The sequence below is a fragment of the Serratia sp. DFXYC6 genome, from assembly GCF_057196085.1.
This window is the reverse complement of the sequence record NZ_JBXUNV010000005.1, coordinates 121,485-146,984: the sequence shown is the minus strand read 5'-3', so window position 1 is coordinate 146,984 and position 25,500 is coordinate 121,485. Positions and strand designations below refer to the sequence as shown.

Here is a 25,500-nt window from a genome sequence, read left to right as displayed (position 1 = left end):
GCTCAAGCCGGCGTTATTTTTTTCTGTGCTTCGATCCAGTCAAGAAATTGCATCATTCTGTCGCTAAAATCCGCGTCATTCGCCTCCCCTGCCGCGTGCGCTAACCAATAGTCCATTTCATCGCGCTGCTCTGCATAAAGCGCCAACAGCTGATCGGCATAGTCGGTTAGCGTTATCGGCCAGAACGGGCTCCCCTCGGCGCGCAACATATTGGTGGCGCGGATCAGCTTTCTGGCCGCTTCGCGCTTTAAGCGCCTCTCATCCGATACCGTCCTTGCCTGCAGCAGTTGCTCCCGATAACGCGCCAACGCGGGCCGTAAATCAGCATTGACCGCCAGCGCGATGCGCCGATCGGGACGAAACAGCGAAAAAGCGGCGGACACGTCTTCGCCCCACAGGCATCGGCAGTGATGCTTCAGCCAAAATCCCCAGGAATCGTGATGCTCCGGCGCCAACGCTTCATCAACGCTGCCGATGTCAAAGTCGACCTTGCTCACGATCCGCTGCTCCAGCTGAAAGGCTTGCCGCCACGCTTCAAGGCGCTGCAACGCCCCGCTATCGGCCGGCTTGATGAGCAACAGCGTGATGTCCAGATCGGACACGCCGGGAAGAGCTTCGCCGCGCGCGACGCTGCCGTAGAGGTAAATGCTGTGGATGAGCGCCGGGAATTGGCGCGGCAGCCCCGCCGTCAGCGCCTCCAGCAGCGGGATAAAAGCCTGCTGCAGCGGAAATGCCGTCACCGTGGGAATCAACGCCACCTCATCCCCTCCCGCTGCGCACTTTGCCCGCGCGCAGTTCGATGTTCCGCTGCAGTTCGCGCAGCCCGCCGGCCAGGAAGCAGGCTTCCGCCAGCACGAACAGCGGGCCGATGATAAGGCCCGTCACGTCGTCCATAAACGCCGGTTTTCGCCCCTCCCAGAAATGCCCGACAAACTGAAACAGCCAGCCGATGACGAAGCCGCCGATGCCGACGCTCAACCACGCCGCCGTCGACAGCGACGCCACCCAGGCGCCGAACACGAGGCACAGCAGCAGCAACGCCAGCATCATGATGCCAAGGCGCAGGTGCAGCCGCAGGTAATAGAGCGCCGAGACGATAACCGCCGCGCAGGCCGGCGAAAACGGCAGCCCTTCCGCGCCCCACGCCGGCCGGGAGAGCAGCGCCAGCAGGCTGATGACGATCAGGGGGATACCGATAAAATGCGTGGCGATATTGCGCGCATCGCGGTGATAGGCGGCATAAGCGGCAAGGTGATCTTCCAGACTTCGCATGTTGACCTCCGGTATGTGCGGCCTTCGTCGCCGAACGCGCGCAGCCGCATGCGGCTGCCCTTACCCATAGCTTAGCGCGGGATCACCAATACCGGTTGACCGATCTCATCCAGCAGGCCACGCGTGACGGAAGCGTTCAGCCAGCGCCCCAACGAAGACAGGTGGCGGTGCGAGATGATCAACAGATCGCAGTTGAACAGCGCCATCTGTTCCGGGATCACCTCGATGGGCGAGCCCGCGGCCAGCAAGCCCTGGGCATTGAAGCCCTGCTGTTTCAGCGCCCGCGTCACCTGCCCGACCTGCTTTTCCGCCAGCGCTTCTTCCCGTTGGGCGGCGGGATACTCCTCGCGCTCATCGCTGTCGAAACGCAGGCCGCTGCGGCTGAGCGTGAAGGCATTGTCCACCACCGTCAGCACAATCACGCCGCCGATGCTGCCTTGCAGGCGCGCCATAAATTCCAGGGCGTTGCCGCTGTGTTCAAAGCAGTCCACCGCCAATAACACTCTCTCAATCATAACCATCCTCACTCGCCCGAGTTAAATCGCGCCCTTGAAATTGGCTTCGCCCTTTTTCCAATAACCTTTGGCAAACAAGGCGGCGCGGGAAATGCCCATTTCGTTGATAAAACGCGCCTTCAGATAGGCGGCGACCTGGTGCTCGCAGGCCAACCACACCTGCCCTTCGCCGGCCGGCAGCTCGCAATGGCTGACGGCCTGCACCAGCGGGCTGTTCATCACGCTGTCGAAATGTCGGGTGCGGATTTGCCAGCTGTTCACCTGCAAAAAGGAGCAATCGACGTCCTGGATCTCCTGCGCATCGCCCACCTCGGCGAACCACAGCACCGGCAACGGGGCGGAGAGCGAGGCGAGAATGGTGCGCATGGCGGGCAGCGCGGTCTCATCACCCAGCAACAGCAGCCAGCGAGTTTGCGGCAACAGCCGAAAGCCGCCGGAGCAAGGGCCGGCGAACCCCAGCTTGTCGCCCGGCATCGCGTCGCGCGCCCAGTTCGACGCCGGACCTTCGCCGTGCAGCACCATGTCGATATCGAAGGTGCGAGCGAGTTTGTCGATGCCGCTCAGGGTGTAGGCCCGCCCGGCCAGCGTATCGCGCCACGGGAAGAACACCTTGACCCAGCTGGCCGGCTCCTGCGCGCGCGGATCGGCGATAAACTTATCCACATCGTCGCCGCTCAACGTGATGCGCCTGATCCGAGCGGTGACTTGCCGCACGGCGCTCACCCGGGCCTCCCGTTTGCGGCGGGTGTCCCTTTCCAGCATCTCGTCGACAATCTTATTCAGCGTGTTGTGCATCAGCCTTCTCCTGTGGCGCCGCAGACGGGTAGGTGAGTTCCCAGCCGCCGCCCAGCGCTCGATAGATATTCACCACGGCGATCGCCGTCTCCTCCTCTGAAACAATTTGCGCGGACTGCAGATCCAGCAGCGCGCGCTGCGTGCTCAGAACGTGGATAAAATCGCTGGCGCCGTTCAGATAGCTGTCGCGCGCCAGCGCAAACGCGTGCCGGTTGGCGGCCAGCGCCTCGGCCAGGTGCGTCTGGCGGCGCTGTTGGGCGCGATAGCCGGAAAGCGCGTCGTCGATCTCGTGCCAGGCGCGCAGCACCGTTTGCTGGTAGGCGATGGCCATTTCCTGCTGGCGATATTCGCTCAGGCGCACCCGCTGGGTGATTTTCCCTCCGTCGAACAACGGCAGATACAAAACGGGGCCGATGGCGAAGGTATGCGTGGACCAACTGCCCATATCCGACAAGGCCAATGCCTGGTAGCCCGCGTTGCCGGTCAGCGTGATGCGCGGGTAGTAGTCGGCGGTGGCGACGCCGATCTCGGCGGTCGCCTGATGCAAACGCTCCGCCGCTTCGCGAATATCCGGCCTGCGCAGCGCCAGATCCGACGGCACCCCCATCGGCACCGCGCGCGCCAGCGTCGGCAGCGGCCCCGGCGGCGACAGCATCGCGTGCAGCGCGCCCGGCCGCTCGCCCAACAACAGGCCGATGGCGTTAATCAGCCGTTCTTGCCGGTCGGCCAACGTCGGCAGCAGGGCATCCACCTGCGCCAATTGCACCTGCGCCTGATCGATATCCAGTTCGTTGCCCGCGCCGCTTTGATAGCGGCTTTGCGTCAGCTGCAGCGTACGCAGCGCCGTAGCACGGTTTTCCTGCGCCACCGCCAGCTGCTGCTGCGTGGCGCGCAGGCGCAGATAGTCGCTCGCCACCTCCGCCGTCACCGACGTCAGCAGCGCGCGCCGATTCTCCTGCGAAGCGGCGAAGCCGGCGCGCGCGCTTTCCGAGGCGCGGCGCAGCTTGCCCCACATGTCCAGCTCCCAGGCGGCGCTGAAGCCGCCGCGCCAGAGGTTGTAATCCGCCTCTCCGCCGTTGCCGGACGGATCCATGCTGCCCACCGAGGTAGCTCGCTGGCGCTGATAGGCGCCATCCAGGCTCAGATCCGGCATCAGCGCCGCCTCCGTCCCCCCCAGCAGGGCGCGGCTCTGTTGCAGGCGCGCCGTGGCGAGCTGCAGATCCAGGTTACCGGCCGCCACGCGCTGCACCAGCTGCGACAGCGGCGCATCGTTGAATATCGACCACCAGACCACCGGCAATGCCCCGCCGCCGGCCTGCTCACCCCAGCTCTCGGGCAGCGCACTCTGCGGCCGAGCGTAGTCCGGCCCTACCGCCCGGCAGCCGCTCAGCGCCATCAACAGCAGCGGGATCACGGCTCTGTTCATTGCAGGCCTCCGTCCAGCGTATTGATGCTGACGTCCGCAGACATGCCGACGCGCAGGGCGCTCAACAAGGCGGCATGCTCTTTGTTGATATCAAATACAATTTTCACCGGGATGCGCTGCACGATCTTGGTGAAGTTGCCGGTGGCGTTCTCCGGCGCCACGGCCGCGAAGCTGACGCCGGAAGCCGGTGCGATGCTGTCCACCTGCCCTTTCAGCGTTTGGCCGGGAAAGGTATCGATATGGATGTCTACCGACTGCCCGTGCGCAATGTTTTCCAACTGGGTTTCCTGGTAGTTGGCGATGATGTACAGCTTGTCCTGCGGCACGATGGCCAGCAGCGCATCGCCCGGTTTGACGAACTCCCCGACCCGCAGACTTTTCTTGCCGATCACGCCGCCGATCGGCGCGGTGATGCGGGTGTAAGACAGGTTCAGTTCGGCCATCGCTTTCTTGGCCTGCGCCAGCATCAGCTCGGCATCGCTGTCCGCCAGCTTGGCCTGCAGCACCTGCTCCATGTTTCGCGCCGCTTTGAGCGTCGCCTCCGCCTGCGCCACATTGGCGGAAAGCGTGTGCACCCGCGTTGTCGCCTGCTGCGCCGCCTGCTGCGACCCCGCGCCGCTGCTGGCCATTCTCTGGTAGCGGTTCTGCTCCTGACGCGCAAACGCCAGCTCCGCCTGCGCCGCCTGCCGCTCCGCCAGCGCGGCGGCGATCAGCGCGCTCTGCCGGGTGAGGTTGGCCCTGGCGTCGTCCTGCCGGGCGCGGGCGGATTGCTCCTGCGCCGTCGCCTGCGCAAGGGCAACGTTGAATTCACGCGGATCGATCACCGCCAGCAACTCCCCCTGTTTAACCCACTGGTTGTCCCTGACCAATACCTGCGCAATTTCACCGGCAATCTGCGGAGAAATACGCGAGATATCGGCGCGAATATAGGCGTCGTTGGTATTCTGCTGTGTCTCTTTAATAAAAAACTTATTCATTAATAACCCCAGCGTAATGACGGTAACCGCCAATACGGCGACGGCGACTTTTTTGTTAGCCATAAAAGTGACTCCACTTAATATTTATTTCTGATGATAAAATGTCAGGCGGCGACCGAACGCGGCGGATAAATACGGGTCGGCATAACTAAAATCAGCGCGGTCAGTAATAACGCCAGGCCGGCAACCAACAGATAAAGATCGGCGCTGGCCAGCACGTGGCCCTGCCGGGCGGCAAGCTGCGCCAGCTGCTCCGCCGACCCCGATGCGCTGCTGTAGGCCGAGCCAAAACCGTCGGCGATCGTGCCGGCGTGATAGTCCCCTCGCTGTCGGCTGAGCAGCGCGATGGCGCCGCCGGCCGCGGTGGCGGCGAAGCCCTTCACCGCGTTAAACCAGGCCGCCGCAAACGGCCCGTCGGTCGGCAACAGCCCACCGGTCGCCTGCATCAGCAGGGGGATGATCGCCATCGGTTGCGCGACCGCCTGCAACAGCGCGATAACGCGAAACGTCTCGCCGTTCCATTCCGGCGTCAGCTGGGCGGCCAGCACGCAGGCGGTGGCCATCAACAGCAGGCTGATCGCCAGTACCCAGCGGCAATCCACCCGCGGCGTATTGCAAATAATGGCGACAATCGGCAGCGTAATTAATTGCGGCAACGCCACCCACAGCATTAAGTCGGAAGTTTGTTCCTGACGATAGCCCTGAATCGCGGATAAATATCCCGACGTAATATTGACCAGCGACACCATAATTAACAGCACGCCACCCAGCGTAATTAAGGAGAAAGACAAATTCCTTTTGCTTAATAGCTGCAAATTAAAAAAAGGCAGCGGGTGATACCATTCGTTAATCAGAAATAACGCCAATAATCCGCCGCCGCCCAATAATAAAACGTAGATCAGCGGCGAGTTCAGCCAGTCGAGCCGCTCCCCCTGTGAAATGCCCACCGTCAGCATGCCGAGCGCCATGCCGCCGAGCAGCAGGCCGCGCCAGTTGAACTGCCGCAGGCGCTCCAGCCGCAGAGGATCCTGCGGCAGACCGTAGCCGATACACACAGCGGCAATCGCCATCAGCGGCAGGTTCCAGTAGAAGTACCCACTCCAACCCCAGTGAAAGGCGAAAGCGGCGGCGGTGGCGCCCAGCGTAGCGCTCCAGGCCGAGACCCAGCCGTAGGCGCCCAGCCCCAACACCTTGATCAGCGGCGGCATAAAACGCAGCACCACCGTCATCAGCATCGGCGGCAACGCGCCGCCGGCGAAGCCCTGCAGGCTGCGCACCGCCAGCAACACGCCATACTGTTCTCCCAACCAGGGCGTCAGCAGCCCGCCGGCCAGGTAAATGCCGCACATCGTCAACGCCACCCGGCGCAACGAAAAGGTCGGCCAAAAACAGGGGGTGAACCCGGAACCGATCACAAAGCCGGTAACGTAACAGGTGGTCAGCCAACTGCCGGCATCGAAACTCAGCAGCATGCCGCCCTGTATATCCGCCAGCGCGAACTTGCTGGCGTTTTCCCCCACGCCGCTGGCCATCACCGCCAAAAACACGCCGAACAATCCCAGCCAGGTGCGGCCGTTGATTTCGCCGGCGCTGGCGAGCCACCGATTTTTGTGGTGCGGCGTAACAGACACCTCAACCATTCCCCACTCCTGCTGTTTCAGCCTCAATCTTTGTTGTCGTGGGCAGTATCCGGACTTATTTCGATTGTTTAAAATGAAATGATGTAATTAACTAATTGCACAAAACGCAATCCATTGAACGCACCACCACCGGAGAGGCCATGCCGCAAAAAATTGATTTCAACCTGATCTATGCGCTGAATCTGCTGCTGGAAGAAGGGAGCGTGAGCGGCGCCGCCGAGAAGATGAATCTGAGCGCGCCGGCGATGAGCCGCATTCTGGGGCGCATCCGCCGGCAGTTCGACGATCCGATCATGGTCAGGGCCGGCAAGCATCTGGTGCCGACGCCGCGCGCGCTGGAGTTGAAACGCCAGCTCGGCGAGATCATCGAGCAGGCCGCCGCGCTGATCGCACCGAATGATGCGTTCGAACCCGGCAAGCTGACCCGAACCTTCACCATTCGCGCCAACGACATTTTTATCGGCGCGCTGGCGGGCGGCTTGCTGGAGACGCTGCGGGACATGGCGCCGTTAAGCGGCCTGAAGTTTATCGCTGAAAGCGACGGCGAGGATGACGCGCTGCGCAGCGGCAAGGTGGATCTGGTGATCGGTTCCTCGCGCGACTGGCACCCGGAAATCAAGACGCAGAGCCTGTTCACCAGCACCTTTCAGGCGCTGGTGCGCCCTGGGCACCCAATCATCGGCCGGGTAACGCCCGAAACCCTGACTCATTACCCGCATATCAGCGTCTCCCGCCGTGGGCGCACGCAGGGGCCGATCGACGACGCGCTGCGCGATCTCGGCCTGCAGCGCAACGTCGCCCTGACCCTGCCGGGCTTCCATTCGGCGATGATGCTGACCATGAAATCGGACTTTATCCTGCCGCTGCCGCGCCACGTACTGCAGGGGGTGAGCAACATCCACCTGCCGTTGGCGGAGATCGAGCTACCGCTCGAGCTGGAATCGGTGTTTATCGTGCAGGCCTGGCACCCGCGCCTGGATCGCGATCCGGCGCATCGCTGGCTGCGGCAGACCATCAAGCAGTTCTTTTTGCAGAGGGAGTGAGGGGGTTAGGGGTTGGGGAGAAGAGACGCTCGCGGCAGAACCCAAATACGCCTGCCAGATAAGCCGGTAATATGGCATTTTGCCGAAGCCCTGCGCATACTCAGACGTCTTGGGTAAACCGAGCGGCGCGGGCAATGGCATCGATGTTCCATTTCGCCAAGCACGAAACAGAAAGGAACTCATGCGCAGGGAGGCGAAAATGACCAAAGTGTATTATTGGAAAAGTCAGGCGTGGGGCGTGACTTACTTTTTTATCGCGCTTTATTACATCTATTCTTTCCAGGACATGGTGAATATCGCACTTTCGTTGATCCTCTCCATCCTGAGCTTTTTACTGTATCCCTGTGCTAAAAAAGGCACTGAAACGGCCGCCCTGCAGTTCACGAGTGAAGAATTTTGGCACCGCGGACTGTTCGCCGATACCATAGGCAAAAATGGCGTGCTGATCCTGTATTATGCATTCTGTTATGTCATGGCCCTGCCGCTGGGCGCCCTGTATCTGCTTGCCCTGTTTCTCAGAAATAAAAAGGCCGCGTAAGCGGTTTTTACGTCAACGGCTTACTGCCTCATAGTCCTTCTTCATGAACGTTTCTTCTACCCACGCAAGCTGCACTAACACAAAGCGAAAGAAGCAAACTCACTCTACCGGAGCCGACAATCACAGAGGAGGTTGGGAGATATTGATTGGCGGAAGATCACAGGAGTATCAAAATCAACACAACATACTGTTTTAAATAAAATAATTATGAATCACCATTTCATATTATACACACATATATACATACTTGTTACCGCTACATTCAGAGTTGTTTAAATTACAGCCAATACCGGCGCTTACTCCACTTACAAAAAAGATTTATCGCAAAACTGTTCACCCTATACACCTTTTGATTTTACCCTTTTATTTCAATGCATTGAATGGTGTATGGCTACCTTCTCGGTGTACACCCCTGTTCACCTACAGGGTGAACAGTCTGAATCGCAGGCACAAAAAAACCGGCCTGAGCCGGTTTGGGGAACGCTTGTCGTTATGATATTGGCCATTCAAGCGGCCGATAGGATGCCCTGGTGTTGCTGCATGTATTAGAGTCACTGCCACTATAGGCGGCGCTGCGATTGAGCGTCCAATGGGTTCGGCAGATCAATAACGGCCTATTGATCGGCCGGGCCGATCGACTCGCTCATTGTCACACTGCACCACACTTCGGCAGCCAGTCCGCCTCACATTCCTCACTCAATATCAGGTTGGTTTGTATTCCGTGCTTGGTGCGGCGTTTCAGCAACGTGTGTTCGTACTCTTTCAGCGTCTGCGGCACCGCCTAGCCGAACGCCGTCAGGTTCATCACTTGCTGATACCCCCTTGCAGCCGTAAACGACAGGTAGGCGTGGTACAGGTTGCAATGCGATATACTACCGGTCACTGAATTACATCAGGTTTTTATTAACCGCCAGTATCACCGACGGGATATGGATCCACGTAGGCGGCCCGATATTTCAGCTCTATGATGAGCACATTTTCGTCAGTTAAGGCATCAATGCTCGCCCTTTATAATTCGTCCCCTAGACAGCATGAAAATAAGCAATTGAATTTTAAAAAATTACGCCAACTCATATTCTTCGTAAAAAACCAAGAAGACACTGAATAAAAATAGATGCCCCTCTTGTTTTACAAACATCTCTAGCGTACGAAAACATTTGCATAGAAACAGCGCACTCTACACACATTAGAATAAAAAAGGTTTAATTTAATAATCACAATACATATCATTTCACCCCTGTTTCAGAACTATCCCTCATATAAAACAGCGACCTATCCAAGATAGATTCTATATCGCCACACTTACTTATAAAATCATCTTGCCAATCTCTTTATTTTCACTTAATAATTAAAGTTCGATTCCATTACTAACAACCCGGGATATTACTAGCACCCTTCACTATAATAATCAGTCAACGGCGCCGCTTTCCGCAATCGAGCCTAGTTAATTCATTAGGCAGTTTAACGATAAAATCGTTACCACCCTGAAAAAACATATCCCAACAGCCTCTACTTCACTCTAAAACGCATTATTATATTCTGATTTTAATAATATTCTGAGTGAGAAAGTTACCCCCCGTGGTTAATTATGTCAACAATGTTCAGAGCACTGTATTTCAAAGAGCAAACATCAATAGCCATACTTATGACGCCATATGAAGAAAAAAACATCGACTTATTATAAAATGCACAACAATTACATGCCATTAGCGTTAAAAATACCTTCTCCATCAAACCTTGATAAATAGCAGACAATAAATTAACAATCATCTATTAGAATGGCATAAAAACCGCCAGTCAATAAACATGCAAAAGTCAAAGAATAGTGCTTGCAGGATATGAATCTTGAAAAAAAACATTATCTACGAATTACTCTCGGGACAGATCGTCCCAGGTCCTGTCTGGAGGAAGAAGAGCTTCCGTGCAAAGTTTTTACTTCGACTTATTTTATACTATTCACCGACTAAAAAGGCACTATCCATTTTAACTCAACAGAGTGATTTAAAATCGATATTATATCATCAAAACACATTCCCTTGTAAAACGCACAGGCAATACCTGATGCGCAACCTTAATGCCAAACAACGCGCATCGGCTATTGTCAGCCATTACCGATATGTGTCTTCCCTCAACAACAAAATGCTGTCCAATGCGCTGATATCACAAGAAGAAACGATTTTGGCGGAATTCACCGGCAGAGAAGAGGCACGTTTTACCATTTCTGCCTCTTGTGCGCACAAGGCAGAACGAGAAGGTGAGTCAACGCTATGGCTGCGTGGTGACAATAATGTGTTACTCGCCAGCGTGACCTTTTCGGCCGTGTCCGAAGGGGCTGAATGGCATTTCATCATTGGTGGTCTGCAAGGCCCTGGACGGCACGTACCGCACGAGACCATCAAAGAAGCTACGCGTGCTCTGTCGGGTATTTTCCCCAAACGTGTTTTGATGGAGTTTATCAGCCGCTTCGCTGAACTCACTGCGGTGAGCGCCATTTATGGCGTCAGTGATAATGGACACGTTTTTCGCTCATTACGCTATCGACTGAGCAAAGGCCGGCATTTACATGCAAGTTACGACGATTTCTGGTCATTGATAGGCGGGATAAAACAAAATGCCTGGCGCTGGCAACTGCCCTTGACGTTTGAAAGAAAATCTTTGGAGCATATTCCCAGCAAAAAACGCGCGGAGTATCGCCGACGTTTTCAAATCATAGATGATATTGCAGAGCAAGTTCGCACGCTTAATACGACTAACCTCTGCGCGAAAATTGCATAATAAAACTATCATGAACATTCTTGGGACAGTTTTTTGAGTCAAATACCCCGTACGTTGCCCCCCAATTACAGGGAAAACCAGTTGCCATCCTTCAGTCGGCCAGCACTACTGCACATCGACGCGTCGTCACAGAATAAGACGCTCTGCCCGCAGTGCGACATGCTGGTGGCGCTGCCGCCGCTGGCCTATGGCAGCAAAGCGGTATGCCCGCGCTGCAAAACCACGCTCACGACCCGCTGGGACGAGCCGCGCAAGCGGCCGATCGGTTACGCGCTCAGCGCCTTGTTCATGCTGGTGCTGGCCAACATTTTCCCGTTTATCAACATGCGCGTTGCCGGCCTCGGCAACGAAATCCGGCTGATCCAAATCCCGGAAGTCATGGTGGCGGAAGACTACGCCAGCATGGCCACGCTGTTTATGGTGTTCGTGCAGCTGATCCCGGCGTTCTGCATGGTGGCGATCGTTCTGCTGTGCGCCAAAGTGCGCTTGCCGCTGGGGCTCAAAGCGTGGATGGCCCGGGTGCTATTCCAGTTCAAGACCTGGTGCATGGTGGAGATTTTCCTCGCCGGTGTGCTGGTCAGCTTCGTCAAGCTGATGGCCTACGGCGACATCGGCATCGGCAGCAGCTTCGTGCCCTATTGCCTGTTCTGCCTGCTGCAGGTGCGCGCTTTCCAGTGCGTGGACAGGCGTTGGCTGTGGCAGGACATCGAACCGGCGCCGCGCCTCGACCGCCCGCTGACGGCGGGGCGTACCGGCATGCGCCAGGGCGTGCGCTCTTGCGCGTGCTGCACGGCGATCCTGCCGGCCAACCAGGTGCGCTGCCCACGTTGCCACACCCCCGGCTATGTGCGCCGCCGCCACAGCCTGCAGTGGACGCTGGCGCTGCTGGTGACCTCTGTCATGCTGTATATACCGGCCAACCTAATGCCGATCATGGTGACCGAGGCGCTGGGCAACAAGATGAACTCCACCATCATGGCGGGGGTGATCCTGCTGTGGGGAAGTGGCTCTTACCCGGTGGCGATGGTGATTTTCATCGCCAGCATCATGGTGCCGTCGCTGAAAATGCTGGCGATCGGTTGGCTGTGCTGGGATGCAAACGGCAGGAAGAAACCGCGTGCCGACAGCGAGCGCATGCATCTGATTTATGAAGTGGTCGAATTCGTTGGTCGTTGGTCAATGATCGACGTGTTTGTGATCGCCGTGTTGTCGGCGTTGGTGCGAATGGGGCAGTTGATGAGCATTTATCCCGCGACGGGCGCCGTGCTGTTCGCACTGGTGGTGATCCTCACCATGTTCGCCGCCATGACATTTGATCCCCGGCTGACCTGGGATCGCGCAAGTGAAACAATCAACAAGGAGCCGCAAGGTGACGGAAAATAATCATAGCGTCGCGGACGTCGAGAAGATCAAACGCTGGTCGCCGGTGTGGATCATTCCCATCGTGACCGCGCTGATCGGCGCCTGGATCCTGTTTTACCACTTCAGCCATCAGGGGCCGGTGGTGACGCTGGTGACCACGACGGCGGAAGGGCTGGAAGCGGGTAAAACCAAAATCAAAAGCCGCAGCGTTGACGTCGGCGTGGTGGAAACCGTCACGTTGAGCGATGACCTGAGCAAGGTGATGGTGCAGGCTCGCCTCAATTCCGGCATGGAAAAATTGCTGCGCCAGGATTCCGCTTTCTGGGTGGTGAAGCCGCAGATCGGCCGTGAAGGCGTCTCCGGGCTGGGCACGTTGCTCTCCGGCGCCTATATCGAACTGCAGCCGGGCAACAAGGGCAAAGACGGCAAAGACCACTATCAGCTGCTCGATGCGCCGCCGCTGGCCTCCCCGGACGCCAAAGGGCTGCGCATCGTGCTGGACAGCGAAAAATCGGGCCAGCTCAACGCAGGCGATCCGGTGCTGTTCCGCGGCTACCGCGTCGGGTCGGTGGAAACCAGCTACTTCGATCCGAAAGCGCGCGCCATGCGCTATCAGCTGTTCATCACCGCGCCTTACGATCAGTTGGTCACTACCAACGTGCGCTTCTGGAAAGACAGCGGCGTGGCGTTTGACATGTCGGCGCAGGGCATGCGGGTGGAGATGGGCTCGTTGACAACGCTGTTCAGCGGCGGCGTCAGTTTCGACGTACCGGACGGTTGGGATCGTGGCGAACAGGCTAAAGAGAAGGCGGAGTACCAGCTGTTCGACAACCAGCGCAGCACGCAGGATTCGCTGTATACCGTGCATAAGGATTACCTGCTGTTCTTCTCCGATTCGGTACGCGGCCTGCAGCCGGGCGCGCCGGTCGAGTTCCGCGGCATCCGTCTGGGTACGGTGGCGCAGGTGCCGTTCTATAAAGAGGGCATGGCGCAGCGTCTGGATAACGATTACCGCATTCCGGTGCTGATCCGCATTGAGCCGGATCGGCTTCATAAACAGCTGGGGGACAATGTCGATATTGAAGGGCACCTGAAAGACGCGGAGTCTCGTGGCTTACGCGCCTCGATGAAGTCCGCCAACCTGCTGACCGGTTCGCTGTATATCGATCTCGACTTCTATCCGCAGGAGAAACCGTGGAAAGGGCCGCGCGAGCTGTTCGGTTATCCGCTGATGCCAACCACCAGCGGCGGTCTGGCGCAGATCCAGCAGAAACTGATGCAGACGTTGGATAAGATTAATTCGATGCCGATCAATCCGATGATCAGCGAAGCGACCAAGACGCTGGCGGAAAGCCAGAAAACCATGAAGTCGACGCAGCAGACCATGAAGTCGCTGAACGACATCATCGCCAGCAAAGAGATGCAGGCGCTGCCGCAGGACATGCAGAAAACGCTGCTGGAGCTGAACCGCAGCATGAAAGGGTTCCAGCCTGGTTCACCGGCTTACAATAAGATGGTGGGCGACATGCAGCGCCTCGACCAGGTGTTGCGTGAGCTGCAACCGGTGTTGCGCACCCTGAATGAGAAGAGCAACGCGCTGGTGTTTGAAGCCGCCGGCAGCAATGACCCTCAGCCGAAGAAGGCCACGAAATGATGAAATGGATCCCGGTAGCCCTGGCGCTGTTGCTCAGCGCCTGCAGCAGTTCGCCACAGAAGACTTACTATCAGTTGCCGGCGCTGGGCGCGCCGGCCGTGGCCGGCAGCAGCGGCGCCTCCACGCGCCAGCTGTGGCTGGAGCACGTGAGCGTGGCGGATTATCTGGCGCAGAGCGGCGTGGTGTATCAGGCCAACGACGTACAGTATGTGATAGCCCAGAACAACCTGTGGGCCAGCCCGCTCGATCAGCAGCTGCAGCAAACGCTGGTCACCAACCTGAGCAGCGCGCTGCCGGGCTGGGTGGTCTCTTCGCAGCCGATGAGCAGCGATCAGGATGTGCTGAACGTGACCATCAGCGGCTTCCACGGCCGCTTTGACGGGAAAGCGATCATTCGCGGCGAGTGGGTGCTGAACCGCCAGGGGCGTTTGATCAAAAGGCCTTTCAACCTGGAGCTGAAACAGGGTGAAGACGGCTATGATGCCCTGGTGCGCACGCTGGCGCAGGGGTGGCAGCAGGAAGCCCAGGCTATCGCCAAAGTGCTGTCCCCCTGAAATGGCAATCAACAGCCATAATGCACCGATGGCGGCTTATGGTGATGGGATCAGATTCGGGATTAGGCCTGTCGACGACGTACCAGAATAAAAGAAAAAGTAAAAAAGCTCCCACCTTACTTGGGAGCTTTTTTATAAAAAAAACAACAATATGACGACAGCCATTGCCGCCGGCGCTCACAGCGTTGTCCATGCAAAAAAAGTTTTTATGGCAGCCAAGAGCATCAAAGCATTATCAGAACTGATATAGATATAAGGTTTTAGATATTATCCTCGTCTGATATACGCAACCTCATGCATATCAGACACTGAAGCGTTCACGTTTATTGCATTGTAACGAGTTCAACGACGCCATTTATAACAAACTGAACCCCCATACAGACCAGCAGGAATCCCATCACTCGGGAAATAGCATCGATTCCCGATGTTCCTACAAGCTTCATAACACCCAGTGACGCCCGCAGAGACACCCATAAAATCAGAGAAATGGCTATCGCAATCAGGGGGGGCGCTGTATAGGCGACCCACAAATCCAGATGCGATGTTTCAGCGCTGAATGTCGACGCGGCACTGATCAACATAGCAATGGTACCCGGGCCTGCCGTACTGGGCATTGCCAAGGGGATAAATGCTATATTTTTGGTTTTTCCCTTCTCGCCACTTTGAGGCTTATTCACATCCTGCGGAAACAGCATGTTAAACCCAATAAAGGCAACGATCATTCCACCGGCAATTCGTAATCCCGGAATGGATATGCCAAAGGTATTAATAACAGCCTTACCGGCATACCATGCAACCATCATAATCACAAAGACATAGAAAGCCGCCATAGCTGACTGCTTCTTTTTTTCTTGTTCAGACATGTCGCCTGACAGCCCAAGAAAAAGGGCTACAGTAGTCAATGGGTTTACCAGCGGCAGTAATAAAACCAACCCTAGCCCAATAAGTTTAAATAACTCAAACATCTTTCCACCTCCTTTTAAAGAGTCCCCCGGAGTTGTCTCCGGGGGTAAGTTCTATCGAGACTTCTCCCATTGAAGAACGGCGCTGATAGCAGCCGGCAATACCGTCAGGGTAAATAGGGTGGCAACGAATAGCCCACCAATAATGGCATAGGCCATAGGCCCCCAAAATACCTGATGCGCGATAGGTATCATCCCTAATATTGCTGCACAAGCCGTCAAGAGTATCGGTCTGGAACGATGCAGTGACGCCTCGACGATCGCCTCAGTATTATCTGCGCCTTGTGCTCTGTTTATTTCCACTTCTTCAATAAGGATCACGGCATTGCGGATAATCATCCCCGCCAACGCAATCACGCCAAGAATCGCGACAAACCCCATCGGTGTTCCGGTGGGTAACATGGCAGCGACAACGCCAATCAAACCGAAGGGGGCAATCAACAGCGCCAGCATCATGCGTGAGAAACTACGCAACTGCACCATCAGCAAGATCAGCATCACCAATAAGGTCACAGGTAGAACGGCGAATACTGAACGGTTGCCTTTCATGGCTTCAATGACGCTTCCCCCCTCGGTAATGTGATATCCCGGTGGCAGACTTTTGCGTAATTCATCGACAACAGGCGCCAAACTCTTGGATACGCCGGACGCATTCAGCCCTGGCGCAATATCCGTTTGCACCGTAATGAAAGGCTCTCGTTGCCGCCGCCACTGAATAGGTTCGGCCAACGTATAGCCTATCGTTGCGATCTGCTTTAATGGCACAACGCGCCCATCGGCCGTCGTTAATTGCAAATCCGCGACGGTTTCAATGTCTCTCCGCGTATTTTCCGAAGCCCGCAGCACCACGTTAACCTGACGATTTCTGTCTCTGATCGTCGTTACAGCGGACCCCGAATACATTTCAGCAAGAGCGCTTGCGACATCCTGAGAGCTTAATCCCAAGGCCCTCGCTTCCGTCTGATTAAGCGTTATATAGAGTTCTCGTTGCGGTTCTCCCGCAGTAAGGTTGACCTCTCTTGTCTGCGGGTTGTCACCCAATTTACCCGCCAACTCCATGGATATCTCACGGATTTTGGTCAGATCCGGGCCGGAAACGCGATATTTCAACGGCCAACCTACCGGGGGCCCCAGCTCCAACGGCGAAGCACGCGTAACAAGATGGCCGAAATCTTTTTGCAGAATTTTTTCAAGCCTGGACTTCACCGCGTCACGCTCTTCAAGTCCCTTGGTGACCACGACCAATTGAGCGATATTTTCGTTATCAAGCAACAGGTCCATCGGCAAATAAAACCGCACGGCCCCCGATCCAACGTATGTCGTAAAATGATCAATATCGGGATCCTTCTTGAGGATTTCCTCCAAGCGAATGGCTTCCCTCGCCGTATCTTCCTGCACGGCATTTCTCGGCAGAGTCAGACTGACGAGTAACTCCGGCCTGTCAGAAGCGGGAAAGAACTCCTCTTCCATGTGCGAGGATCCGATAAAAGCAATGGCCAGCAACAGAACCGCCACTATGCCGGTCATCCCTCGGCGCTTAAGGATATATCGCAATGTACTTTCGTACTTTTGCATGACTTTACCTTTACCGTGGGTGTGTTCCTTCATCACCTTAGGTAAAAGCCACACGCCTATCAGCGGTGAAAAAAGTACGGCAACAATCCAGGAGTTGATAAGTGAAATCAGCACCACCATGAACAGAGAATAACAGTACTCCCCCGCGCTCGACGTGGCGAAACCGACCGGGATAAAACCGGCGATCATGACCAATGTGCCGGTCAGCATCGGGAAAGCCGTCGTCGTCCAGGCTTTTGTCGCCGCCTTTTTGACAGGGTCTCCTTTCTCCAGGCGCGACATCATGATCTCTACAGTGATCATGGCATCATCGACCAGCAACCCCAGCGCAATAATTAATGCGCCGAGTGAGATGCGCTGTATGCCTATACCAGCAATTTCCATGCCGATAAACGTCATGGCCAACACCAGCGGAATGGATGCTGCAACCACTAACCCGGCACGAGTGCCTAATGACAAGAAAGACACCGCCAGAACAATGACGACCGCCTCAAGGAGCACTTTCATAAAGCTCCCCACCGCGTCATGCACCACCGTCGACTGATCGGCCACTTTCAGCACGTTGATACCCGCAGGCAAGCGGCTGGAGATATCATCCATCTTTTCGTTAAGCGCTTTGCCGAAATCCAGCATATTGCCTGTCGGGGCCATGGAGATGGCCAGGCCAATCGCCGACTCCCCGTTAACTCTGAAGGCCGGCGTCGGCGGATCGACCGCCTCGCGAGAGATAGTCGCAATATCCGTCAGAGGAACGAATTTATCCTGAATATGCAGTGTCAGCTGTTTGAGGCTTTCTTCCGATGCGAAAGCGCCGCTGACTCTCAACATGACTTTATCTTTGTCGGTTCTGATTTCTCCCGCCGGAGTCACGGCGTTTTGCGCGCTGATGGCGTTCTTGATTTGGTCGAGCGTCAGCCCCATGCCCGCAATTTTCTGCGGTGAGAATGATAAGATGACCTGCTCTTCTTTAACGCCCAGCAGGTTCACTTTCCCGACGTCTGGCAGCGTTAAGACGTCCGTGCGAACTTTATCAACCAGATCGCGCAGTTCGCGCTCGCTGAATCCTTCACGCGTAAAGCCATAGATGGTGCCGTAGGTATCATCAAATTCATCGTTGACGGCAGGTGAACTGACGCCGGCAGGAAGCTGAGGGGAAACGTCCTTTATTTTTTTCCTGACCGTATACCACAGTTCTTTCACTTTCTCCGGCGGCGTATTATCACGCAGATAGATAAAAATAACCGACTCGCCGGGCCGGCTGTAACTCTCCAAATAATCAAGATAAGGAACTTCCTGAAGTTTCTTCTCCAACGGATCGGTCACGAAATTGACGGTATCCTCCACAGAAGCCCCAGGCCAACTCGCGGAAACCACCGCCGTTTTAATGGTAAACGCCGGGTCTTCATTACGCGGCAAGTTGTAATAGCTCATCACCCCGGCAATGGTGAGAACCAACATAAAAAAGGCAACCAGTTGCTGATTGGCAAGCGCCCAGGCAGACAGGTTAAACTTCTCGGGTTCAGAGGCATTCATCAGAATTTATCCTCCAAACTCACTTTCTCCCCAGGCCGTAACTTACTCACGCCGGCGATCACCACCTTGTCACCAGGTTTTAGGCCATCAGCAATAAACACGTCCTCGGAGCTATAGCGAATAACGTTAACTTTGCGCAATGCCAAGGTTAATGTATCCGGTTGAACGATTAAAACAGCAGGATCCGCGCCATCACGGGTCATCGCAGACGCCGGCAGAACAAACGCAGCCTGCCCCGGGATCACGATACTTCCCTGCACCGTCGCACCCAAAGCCATTTTCTCTGGAGGGTTCGGCAGCGAGACTCTGACTCGCCAGGTCCGCGTCTGCTTATCCGCCTGTGGATTCACATCTCGGATCACGCCCTCAGTCACGACGGAAGGATCGGAAAGCAGCGCAATCTTGACTTTATTATCGGAAAGATTGCTGTACAAAATTGCTTCTGGAACGTCAAATACGGCATCTACTCCCTGATTGAGTGAGAGCGTAACGACCCCCTGCCCTGCGCTGACAGTTTGTCCAGGATTCAGCTTAACCGAAGTCAATACGCCATCTGCAGGCGCAACCAGACGGGTGTAACCCAACTGCTCCTGAGCGATTTTCAAATTCGATTGAGCAGAGACGCGTTTTGCCGCTGCGACTTCAAGATTGACCCTCGCTTCATCAACCTGAGCCTGCGCGATAGCACCGGTTTTGATCAATGATTGCAGCCTCCTGAAATTGAGCGCAGCCAAGCGCTCTGAAGAAACGGCACCGGCCAGTTCAGCCTGCGCACTGCGCACCTGATTCTCGTTATTTCTGGGCTCCAAAGTCGCGATCGTTTGCCCCGCCTTTAATTTGTCCCCCACATCGACCGGCCGGCTGAGGATCCGGCCGTCAATGCGAAACGAGAGCTGAGATTCCTCATGGGGGCGAATTTCTCCGGTATGCTTTATCAAAACTCCGCCAACCGGATTATCGACGACAAGCGTTCGTACGGAACGTGTAGGCACCTCCTGTGTCTTTGCTTTATCATCACATCCCGCCAAAAAAACGAACAGGGGAATAATAAACAGTTTCCAATATTGAAATAGAAACACACTCTTGACCGTACTTATTAACCTGAACAAACCTACTGACATAAGACATTCTCCTGATAGTCTGTCGAAGAATTAAACCTTTTTTATGTGTAGATTTAGTCCATGTTTTTTCAAGGAATCATCAAGACTCTATTTTCATTGGAAGAATTAGTTGAAATAGCATCCCACCGTCAGGATGATTCTGAGCACTGAGACTGCCGTCGTGTTCGCGGCTTATCGCCATGGCGATAGAAAGACCTAGCCCACTTCCCCCCAGATTTCTCGACCGCGAGCTCTCCTCCCGGGAAAAACGTTCGAACATCAAGGGCAAAAAGGCTTCACTGACACCCGGCCCATAATCGCGAAAACCGACGATAGCCTCATTATTAAAATGATTAACGGTGATTGTCAGTTTCTTGCCGGAATGCGCGTAGCGCATTGCATTTTTTATGAGAATCGTAACAACTTGCCCAATTCGGAACGGATCGGCGTAGACGAATACAGGAGCAGGACATTCAAATTCAATCGTGAAGTTTCCCTGAGAAGCTTCAGCCTTTAACCATTGCAAACGCTCCTGAATCAAATCGCACAGATTCACATGGTATTTTTCTAATGATAATGCCCCGGCTTGCGACAATGACAACGTTTGAAGATCATCAATAAGGCGATTTAGGCTATTCAAGGGCTGCATAACCAGATCTAACTGATTCTTGTCCGGCTCAAAAACCCCATCCATAATGCCCTGAAGGCGTGCAATTGAAGCCGTTAACGGCGAGCGTAATTCATGCGCCATAGCGATATGAGAAGCACGCAACTCCCCTTCATAATAAGTCAGTTTTTTGGTCATCTCATTGAAATCGTGTGTTAGAGTAAGAAGTTCTTCCGGCGCTTTCTCTTCTAATTTTGCTTGCACAGAGAAATCCCCCTCGGCGACTTTTCTCGCGGCAGTGACCAAATAGGAAAATTGCTTCGCCAATGGCCGAGACATATAGAGCCCCAGTAAGACCATGAGAGGTATAGCGACAACCACCAAAATAGCCAGCATAATCCAATCCCCCGACGTGATCGACGGATTAGCAAAGTCAATGCCATACCAATAGTGAAAAAGGCTATAAAACCTGTACAAATCTTCATTGGGATTATTAAGCAAGTGCAGGAATTCCTTTCGGACATCCGCCGGCATTTCATGATATAAAACCCAGGTGCTATAAATGGCATAGCGCAACCACATACAGAGTGCAATAATAACAATCACCCCGACAGATTGAGAAATTACCCTCACGCAAATCCACTTCCAAAGCGAAACTCTTTTGCTTTTCTTATTCATTTATTCCAATACCTGTAGCCCATCGCTCTAACGGTAAGCAGTACATCATCTACCCCTACCGAGTTGAGCTTTTTGCGCAAATTATAAATATGCGTATCGACAACCCGCTCAAATGCATCACTTTCCGGCAAACACATATTTAACAATGTTTGGCGGGAAAACGCTCTTTTAGGCGCACGCATTAGCACAGATAACAGTAAGAACTCAGTCGGTGTGAGATCAACTGCAATTTTAATGTTTTCGGCGGGGCAAACGTGAACCAACATCGCCTCTTCATCAAGTTGTACCGGGCCACAAATAATAAGCTCGGATTTTATATTTAATGCAGTCGCTCTTCTCAGCACGGCATGAACCCGAGCAACGACCTCGCCCGGGTTGTAAGGTTTCACGATGTAATCATCAACGCCGTGCCTCAACGAGGAGATCTTATCCTGAATCTCGCCGATTGCCGTCACCATGATGACAGGCACATCACTCTTTCTACGCACACGTGCCAATATTTCATTGCCATTTATTCCCGGCAGCATGACGTCTAATAAAACCAAATCAGGTTGCCAGGAAAAAACCATCTCAAGCCCTTTAACACCATCCCCTACCTTAGCAACGGCAAAGCACTCTCTTTTTAGATAAGCTTCCAGGACTTCTGCAGCATGCATATCGTCCTCGATGATTAAAATTCTTTTTTCTTCCATATATTAACCTGCTATTCAGTCACGCTAACCAAGTAAAAACAATATAATAAAGTTTAGCACTTTTTTATTTAAAGAATAAACAAAAAACGACGATAGTACATATCGGGCGATTAAAAATAAAGTCAGCATGACTTCATTCAAAATCAGCTCGACAAAAAAGCGAGGCAATAACATTTAAATTCAAATAGTTACCTACGGAGTAGCATTAACCTGAAAATAAAAAAACAGAAATTGATAACATCTTGACAAAGTTAAGCAATAATCGAGATTTCAATAACGCCAACAGGTGAAGATATCGGGAGTCGATGCAATGGAAATGAGCAAAATTGAACAGTCTAGAATATTTATTAATAGCGTTATCAATCTGTTGGAAATGCATCTCAAACAACCGGTAAACATCATCAACCTGATTGATAAAACTGGATATTCTAGATGGTATGTTCAACGTAAGTTCTGCGCTTTGGCCGGTATATCGATGAAGTCTTACATCAGATCAAGGAAAATGACAGAGGCGGCGAAAATGATTTTATCTACAGACAGGAAGATCATAGATATTGCACTTGAATATGGTTATCTGGAACAGCAGGCTTTCTGTCGCATCTTTAAAAACCACTATGGCGTTTCCCCTACGATGTTTCGCAAAATGAATAAGCCACGTGAGGACGTTTGGATATCGGCTAAAACAGTGCTTGTAAAATTTACAAACAATGGGAAATAAGATTGAGGGCGTAACGAAGTTACAACATGTTGTCAGCGATGAAGACAAACAGGATGTGATTAATCAGCGCATGTTTGTGATGAGAAATTCAATGGCCTATTGTTATTTTAGCTAATTCATTAGCCAAAACCGCTCAGTAAGACAACACCCTTTATTTTTCAACGAATAAATTCCCCATAATTATACAATCAACGACGTTCTTCTATCGTTCGCCATACGGCGTATGATAGGGGCTATACCCTGGTTTTATATCAAACGCGCATCGATGGCTCGGCACAACGTATATCCATCATTGACGCATACGTGCATAAAATCCCCAGCGAAAAGAAATTCATACGCACTCATATTCGCTTAGCTCCAATTTTAGCTTCAGCTCTCTTAATTACATTATGATTTTACTGGGTTTGAGAAGGGATAGAAGCATTGTTCACCTTATACACCTTTTAGTTCTCTCCTTTTCTTTCAATGCATTGATAGGTGTGCTGTTCCCATTTCAGTACGCACCACTATCCACCTACTGAGTGAACAGTCTGAATCGCAGACACAAAAAAACCGGCCTGAGCCGGTTTGGGGAACGCTTGTCGTTATGATATTGGCCGTTCAGCGGCAGATAGGATGCCCTGGTGTTGCTGCATATATTCGGGTCACTGCCACTATAGGTGGCGCTGCGATTGAGCGTCCAATGGGTTCGGCAGATCAATAATGGCCTATTGATCGGCCCGGCCGATCGACCCGCTCATCGTCACACCGCCCCGCACTTAGGCAACCAGTCCGCTTCGCACTCTTCACTCAATATCAGATTGGTTTGTATTCCCTGCTTAGTGCGGCGTTTCAGCAGCGTATGCTCATACTCTTTCAGCGTCTGCGGCACCGCCTGGCCGAACGCCGTCAGGTTCATCACGTGCTGATACCCCCGTGCGACCATAAACGACAGGTAGGCGTGGTAGAGGTAGCGGCGAGGATTCGGCGGGGTGATGTTGGCGTTGCCGATCATCATCCCTTCCGGGGTGCCCAGCACCGTCAGATAGCCACAAAAATCGACCAGCGGATCGGCATGCCGTTTAATTTCCAGAGCTTCCTCCGAACTCTGCTGTGCCTGGAGCAGTGCGCGAGCATCATTCGGGTTGGCAAAGCGCTGCATCAGGTGACGCACAATCACGGCCAGCTCTTCGGTGATCTTCGCCAGCAACTGCGGATCACGCTCTTCGGGGGCGATAGCCTCCGGGAACGGCAGAATAACGCGGCGGCGCGAGATGCCACCGCTGCGGTCACTGAACTGCATCGGGTTGTTGTTGACCGCCAGTATCACCGCCGGGATGTAGGCGGCGTAGGCGTCGCGGTATTTCGGGTCGATGGCGACCGCATCGCCGCCGGTGATGGCCTTGATGCCCGCGCCGTCACCGCTCCACTTCTCCTGGTCGGGCAGGAGTATCAGCGAGAAGCCGACCACCGAAGCCCGTTCGCGCGCCGACTCCAGGTTGTCGATGGTGGCGGAGGTGGTGTTATCGGCTCCGGCCAGCAGCCGGGCGATGGCGGCCATCACGCTCTTGCCGCTGCCGCCGGGGCCGGTCACTTCGAGGAACAGTTGCCAGTCGTAGCGGTTGGCCAGCACCATAAAGAGTGCCGCGAGAATACGCTCCTGCTTGTCGTGCTTGCCCCCGGCGGCTCGCGTCAGCCACCGCCAGAAGTGCGGCGCATGGTCGGCCAGGTTCTCCCCGGCGCGCGGCGGCGTGTAGTCCACGCTGTTGACGGTGCGCAGCCAGTGTTCTTGCCGGTGGGCGCTGAACTGGCCGCTCACGGTATCAAAGACGCCGTTACGAAAACCAATCAACCGGCGAACCGGGTCGCCCATCTGCGGCACCATCAGTTTGAGGGTGTCCAAAATGCTGTTGATACCGGCGGCGGAGAACGGCGCACGTACCTTCTGGAACAGCGCGGCAATCTCCCGGCTCAGTTGCCGGTGCGGCAGCACCTGCCAGGCGCCGCGCGCGTAGCGGCACAGCTCCTCTCCCACCGGCGGCACCGCCAGGGTGTTGCCGTAATGCTCGGCCAGCAGCTCGGCCTTCTCGCTGGCGCTCATGGCTTTTAAATCGGCATCGCTCAGCGTGTCGAACGGGCTGGGCTGCGACGGCTGGCTGAACGCCCGGAGCTGCGCGCGCGTGGCCTCAGCGCGCTGCTGACAGTAGACGTCGTTCCAGTCGCCTTCCGTGGGTGGCAGTGCCGGAGTGCCGCCGGTGCGCGTGGCCGCCTCGGCGGCGCGGGTCTGCCCGGTGCCGCTGCGGTCATTATCGGCCGCCAGCAGCAACCGTGCATCCGGGTAGTGGCTGCGCAGCCGCTGCGCCACGGCCGTCAGGTTATTGGCGCTCAGCGCCACGCACACCGTTTCGCCGGTCAGGCGATGCACGGTGAGGCCGGTGGCGTAGCCTTCGGTGAGCCAGATAACCGCGTTGTCCGGGCCGCCCAGGGTGTGACAAGCGGCTTTCACCTGCCCGCCCGCCAGCATGCGTTTATCACCGTGGGCGTTAATCAGCTGCACGTTGACCACCTCGCCCCCGGCATTGTGCAGCGGCAGCAGCAGGTCGCCGGGCTGGTAGGTGATACCGCCAACGCGCAGCGGCTGGCCGTGCAAGGTCAGGGTTTCTGCCTCCGGCCAGCCTTTGGCGCTCAGGTAGGCGTTGCCGGTCTGGGACTGCGCGGCAGCCACCAGAGCCAGTGCCTGCCTGGCAGCCTTGCGCTGAGCCTCGGCCTTGTCTTGTGGTGAATGACCGGCCTCAGCGGCCAGTGGCAAAGTGCTGGCATTATCCCCCATCACGGCAGCCACCTGTTCGGCGGCAGCCCTGGCAGACAGTGACAGGGCTTTTTCCACCAGGTTGAGGCCGTCACCGGCCCCGCACTGATTGCAGAACCAGGTGCCGCGCCCGTCCTGGTTGTCGAAGCGGAAGCGGTCTTTACCGCCACAGGTCGGGCACGGCTGCGGCTTGCCGTTCGGCTGCAAGGCGATGCCGAGCGCCGGGAGTATCACCGGCCAGTGGCCGGTGGCGGTGCGTACGGTCTGGGAAACGAACTGGGCGCTCATCCTTTCTC

At 55.1% G+C, this 25,500-nt stretch carries 20 protein-coding genes and 1 pseudogene; 7 read left to right on the top strand and 14 right to left on the bottom strand.

Features of this window, described 5'->3' with window-relative positions; genetic code table 11:
- Positions 1-2: 2 nt before the first annotated feature.
- The 7 genes from AC2CGQ_RS21730 to AC2CGQ_RS21700 form a co-directional block, all read right to left on the bottom strand.
- Positions 3-758 (bottom strand): nucleotidyltransferase domain-containing protein, encoded by a 756-nt coding sequence (locus AC2CGQ_RS21730; RefSeq protein WP_166444727.1) that lies wholly within the window; start codon positions 756-758, stop codon positions 3-5.
- Between the two features lies 1 nt (position 759).
- Positions 760-1,272, bottom strand: a complete 513-nt coding sequence (locus tag AC2CGQ_RS21725) for an Mpo1 family 2-hydroxy fatty acid dioxygenase (protein WP_484593879.1) — start codon at positions 1,270-1,272, stop codon at positions 760-762.
- A 71-nt stretch (positions 1,273-1,343) separates the two neighbouring features.
- Entirely contained in the window at positions 1,344-1,787 is a 444-nt protein-coding gene (locus tag AC2CGQ_RS21720; RefSeq protein WP_015376224.1) for a universal stress protein, read from the bottom strand.
- Positions 1,788-1,808: 21 nt separating this feature from the next.
- The gene (locus AC2CGQ_RS21715) at positions 1,809-2,582 is read right to left on the bottom strand and encodes a siderophore-interacting protein (RefSeq protein ID WP_004934080.1); all 774 of its coding nucleotides are present in this window, start codon (positions 2,580-2,582) and stop codon (positions 1,809-1,811) included.
- Entirely contained in the window at positions 2,563-4,008 is a 1,446-nt protein-coding gene (locus AC2CGQ_RS21710) for an efflux transporter outer membrane subunit (protein WP_484593878.1), read from the bottom strand. The genes AC2CGQ_RS21715 and AC2CGQ_RS21710 overlap by 20 nt, the downstream gene beginning before the upstream one ends.
- The gene (locus AC2CGQ_RS21705) at positions 4,005-5,048 is read right to left on the bottom strand and encodes an HlyD family secretion protein (RefSeq protein ID WP_004934076.1); all 1,044 of its coding nucleotides are present in this window, start codon (positions 5,046-5,048) and stop codon (positions 4,005-4,007) included. Before AC2CGQ_RS21705 ends, AC2CGQ_RS21710 begins: the two co-directional genes overlap by 4 nt.
- Before the next feature lie 41 nt (positions 5,049-5,089).
- Positions 5,090-6,625: an MFS transporter gene (locus tag AC2CGQ_RS21700; RefSeq protein ID WP_004934074.1), complete on the bottom strand. Its 1,536-nt coding sequence runs from the start codon at positions 6,623-6,625 to the stop codon at positions 5,090-5,092.
- Positions 6,626-6,765: 140 nt separating this feature from the next.
- On the opposite strand from AC2CGQ_RS21700, the gene AC2CGQ_RS21695 reads away from it, so the two are divergent.
- Complete coding sequence (locus AC2CGQ_RS21695; protein ID WP_031299766.1) at positions 6,766-7,668, top strand: LysR family transcriptional regulator; 903 nt, start codon at positions 6,766-6,768, stop codon at positions 7,666-7,668.
- 199 nt (positions 7,669-7,867) lie between these two features.
- Positions 7,868-8,206: a colicin E1 family microcin immunity protein gene (locus tag AC2CGQ_RS21690; protein ID WP_004934067.1), complete on the top strand. Its 339-nt coding sequence runs from the start codon at positions 7,868-7,870 to the stop codon at positions 8,204-8,206.
- A 649-nt stretch (positions 8,207-8,855) separates the two neighbouring features.
- Here the strand turns inward: AC2CGQ_RS21690 and AC2CGQ_RS21685 are convergent.
- A pseudogene (locus AC2CGQ_RS21685) lies at positions 8,856-9,062 on the bottom strand (winged helix-turn-helix domain-containing protein); the annotation flags it as partial.
- A gap of 989 nt (positions 9,063-10,051) precedes the next feature.
- On the opposite strand from AC2CGQ_RS21685, the gene AC2CGQ_RS21680 reads away from it, so the two are divergent.
- The 4 genes from AC2CGQ_RS21680 to pqiC all read left to right on the top strand — a co-directional run bounded on the left by AC2CGQ_RS21680 (position 10,052) and on the right by pqiC (position 14,551).
- Entirely contained in the window at positions 10,052-10,981 is a 930-nt protein-coding gene (locus tag AC2CGQ_RS21680) for a VirK/YbjX family protein (protein ID WP_048322285.1), read from the top strand.
- 81 nt (positions 10,982-11,062) lie between these two features.
- Entirely contained in the window at positions 11,063-12,364 is a 1,302-nt protein-coding gene (pqiA, locus tag AC2CGQ_RS21675; protein ID WP_072062292.1) for a membrane integrity-associated transporter subunit PqiA, read from the top strand.
- Positions 12,351-13,997 carry an intermembrane transport protein PqiB gene (gene pqiB, locus AC2CGQ_RS21670; protein WP_484593877.1) on the top strand — a complete coding sequence of 549 codons (1,647 nt, stop codon included), beginning with the start codon at positions 12,351-12,353 and terminating at the stop codon, positions 13,995-13,997. Before pqiA ends, pqiB begins: the two co-directional genes overlap by 14 nt.
- Positions 13,994-14,551, top strand: a complete 558-nt coding sequence (pqiC, locus tag AC2CGQ_RS21665) for a membrane integrity-associated transporter subunit PqiC (RefSeq protein WP_048322282.1) — start codon at positions 13,994-13,996, stop codon at positions 14,549-14,551. Before pqiB ends, pqiC begins: the two co-directional genes overlap by 4 nt.
- A 323-nt stretch (positions 14,552-14,874) precedes the next feature.
- Here the strand turns inward: pqiC and AC2CGQ_RS21660 are convergent, their stop codons facing one another.
- The 5 genes from AC2CGQ_RS21660 to AC2CGQ_RS21640 form a co-directional block, all read right to left on the bottom strand.
- Entirely contained in the window at positions 14,875-15,516 is a 642-nt protein-coding gene (locus AC2CGQ_RS21660; protein ID WP_048322281.1) for a MarC family NAAT transporter, read from the bottom strand.
- Between the two features lie 51 nt (positions 15,517-15,567).
- Positions 15,568-18,621 (bottom strand): efflux RND transporter permease subunit, encoded by a 3,054-nt coding sequence (locus AC2CGQ_RS21655; protein WP_033645086.1) that lies wholly within the window; start codon positions 18,619-18,621, stop codon positions 15,568-15,570.
- Positions 18,621-19,742: an efflux RND transporter periplasmic adaptor subunit gene (locus AC2CGQ_RS21650; RefSeq protein ID WP_484593876.1), complete on the bottom strand. Its 1,122-nt coding sequence runs from the start codon at positions 19,740-19,742 to the stop codon at positions 18,621-18,623. The genes AC2CGQ_RS21655 and AC2CGQ_RS21650 overlap by 1 nt, the downstream gene beginning before the upstream one ends.
- A gap of 79 nt (positions 19,743-19,821) precedes the next feature.
- Positions 19,822-21,006 (bottom strand): sensor histidine kinase, encoded by a 1,185-nt coding sequence (locus AC2CGQ_RS21645; protein ID WP_033645089.1) that lies wholly within the window; start codon positions 21,004-21,006, stop codon positions 19,822-19,824.
- On the bottom strand, positions 21,003-21,698 hold the full coding sequence (locus AC2CGQ_RS21640; protein ID WP_033645090.1) for a response regulator transcription factor: 696 nt from the start codon (positions 21,696-21,698) through the stop codon (positions 21,003-21,005). The genes AC2CGQ_RS21645 and AC2CGQ_RS21640 overlap by 4 nt, the downstream gene beginning before the upstream one ends.
- 310 nt (positions 21,699-22,008) lie before the next feature.
- Here AC2CGQ_RS21640 and AC2CGQ_RS21635 point away from each other — a divergent pair, with 310 nt between their 5' ends.
- Positions 22,009-22,416 carry a helix-turn-helix domain-containing protein gene (locus AC2CGQ_RS21635; RefSeq protein WP_121976876.1) on the top strand — a complete coding sequence of 136 codons (408 nt, stop codon included), beginning with the start codon at positions 22,009-22,011 and terminating at the stop codon, positions 22,414-22,416.
- Positions 22,417-23,158: 742 nt separating this feature from the next.
- Here AC2CGQ_RS21635 and AC2CGQ_RS21630 read toward each other — a convergent pair.
- Entirely contained in the window at positions 23,159-25,492 is a 2,334-nt protein-coding gene (locus tag AC2CGQ_RS21630) for a primase-helicase zinc-binding domain-containing protein (protein ID WP_103687386.1), read from the bottom strand.
- Positions 25,493-25,500 lie beyond the last annotated feature (8 nt).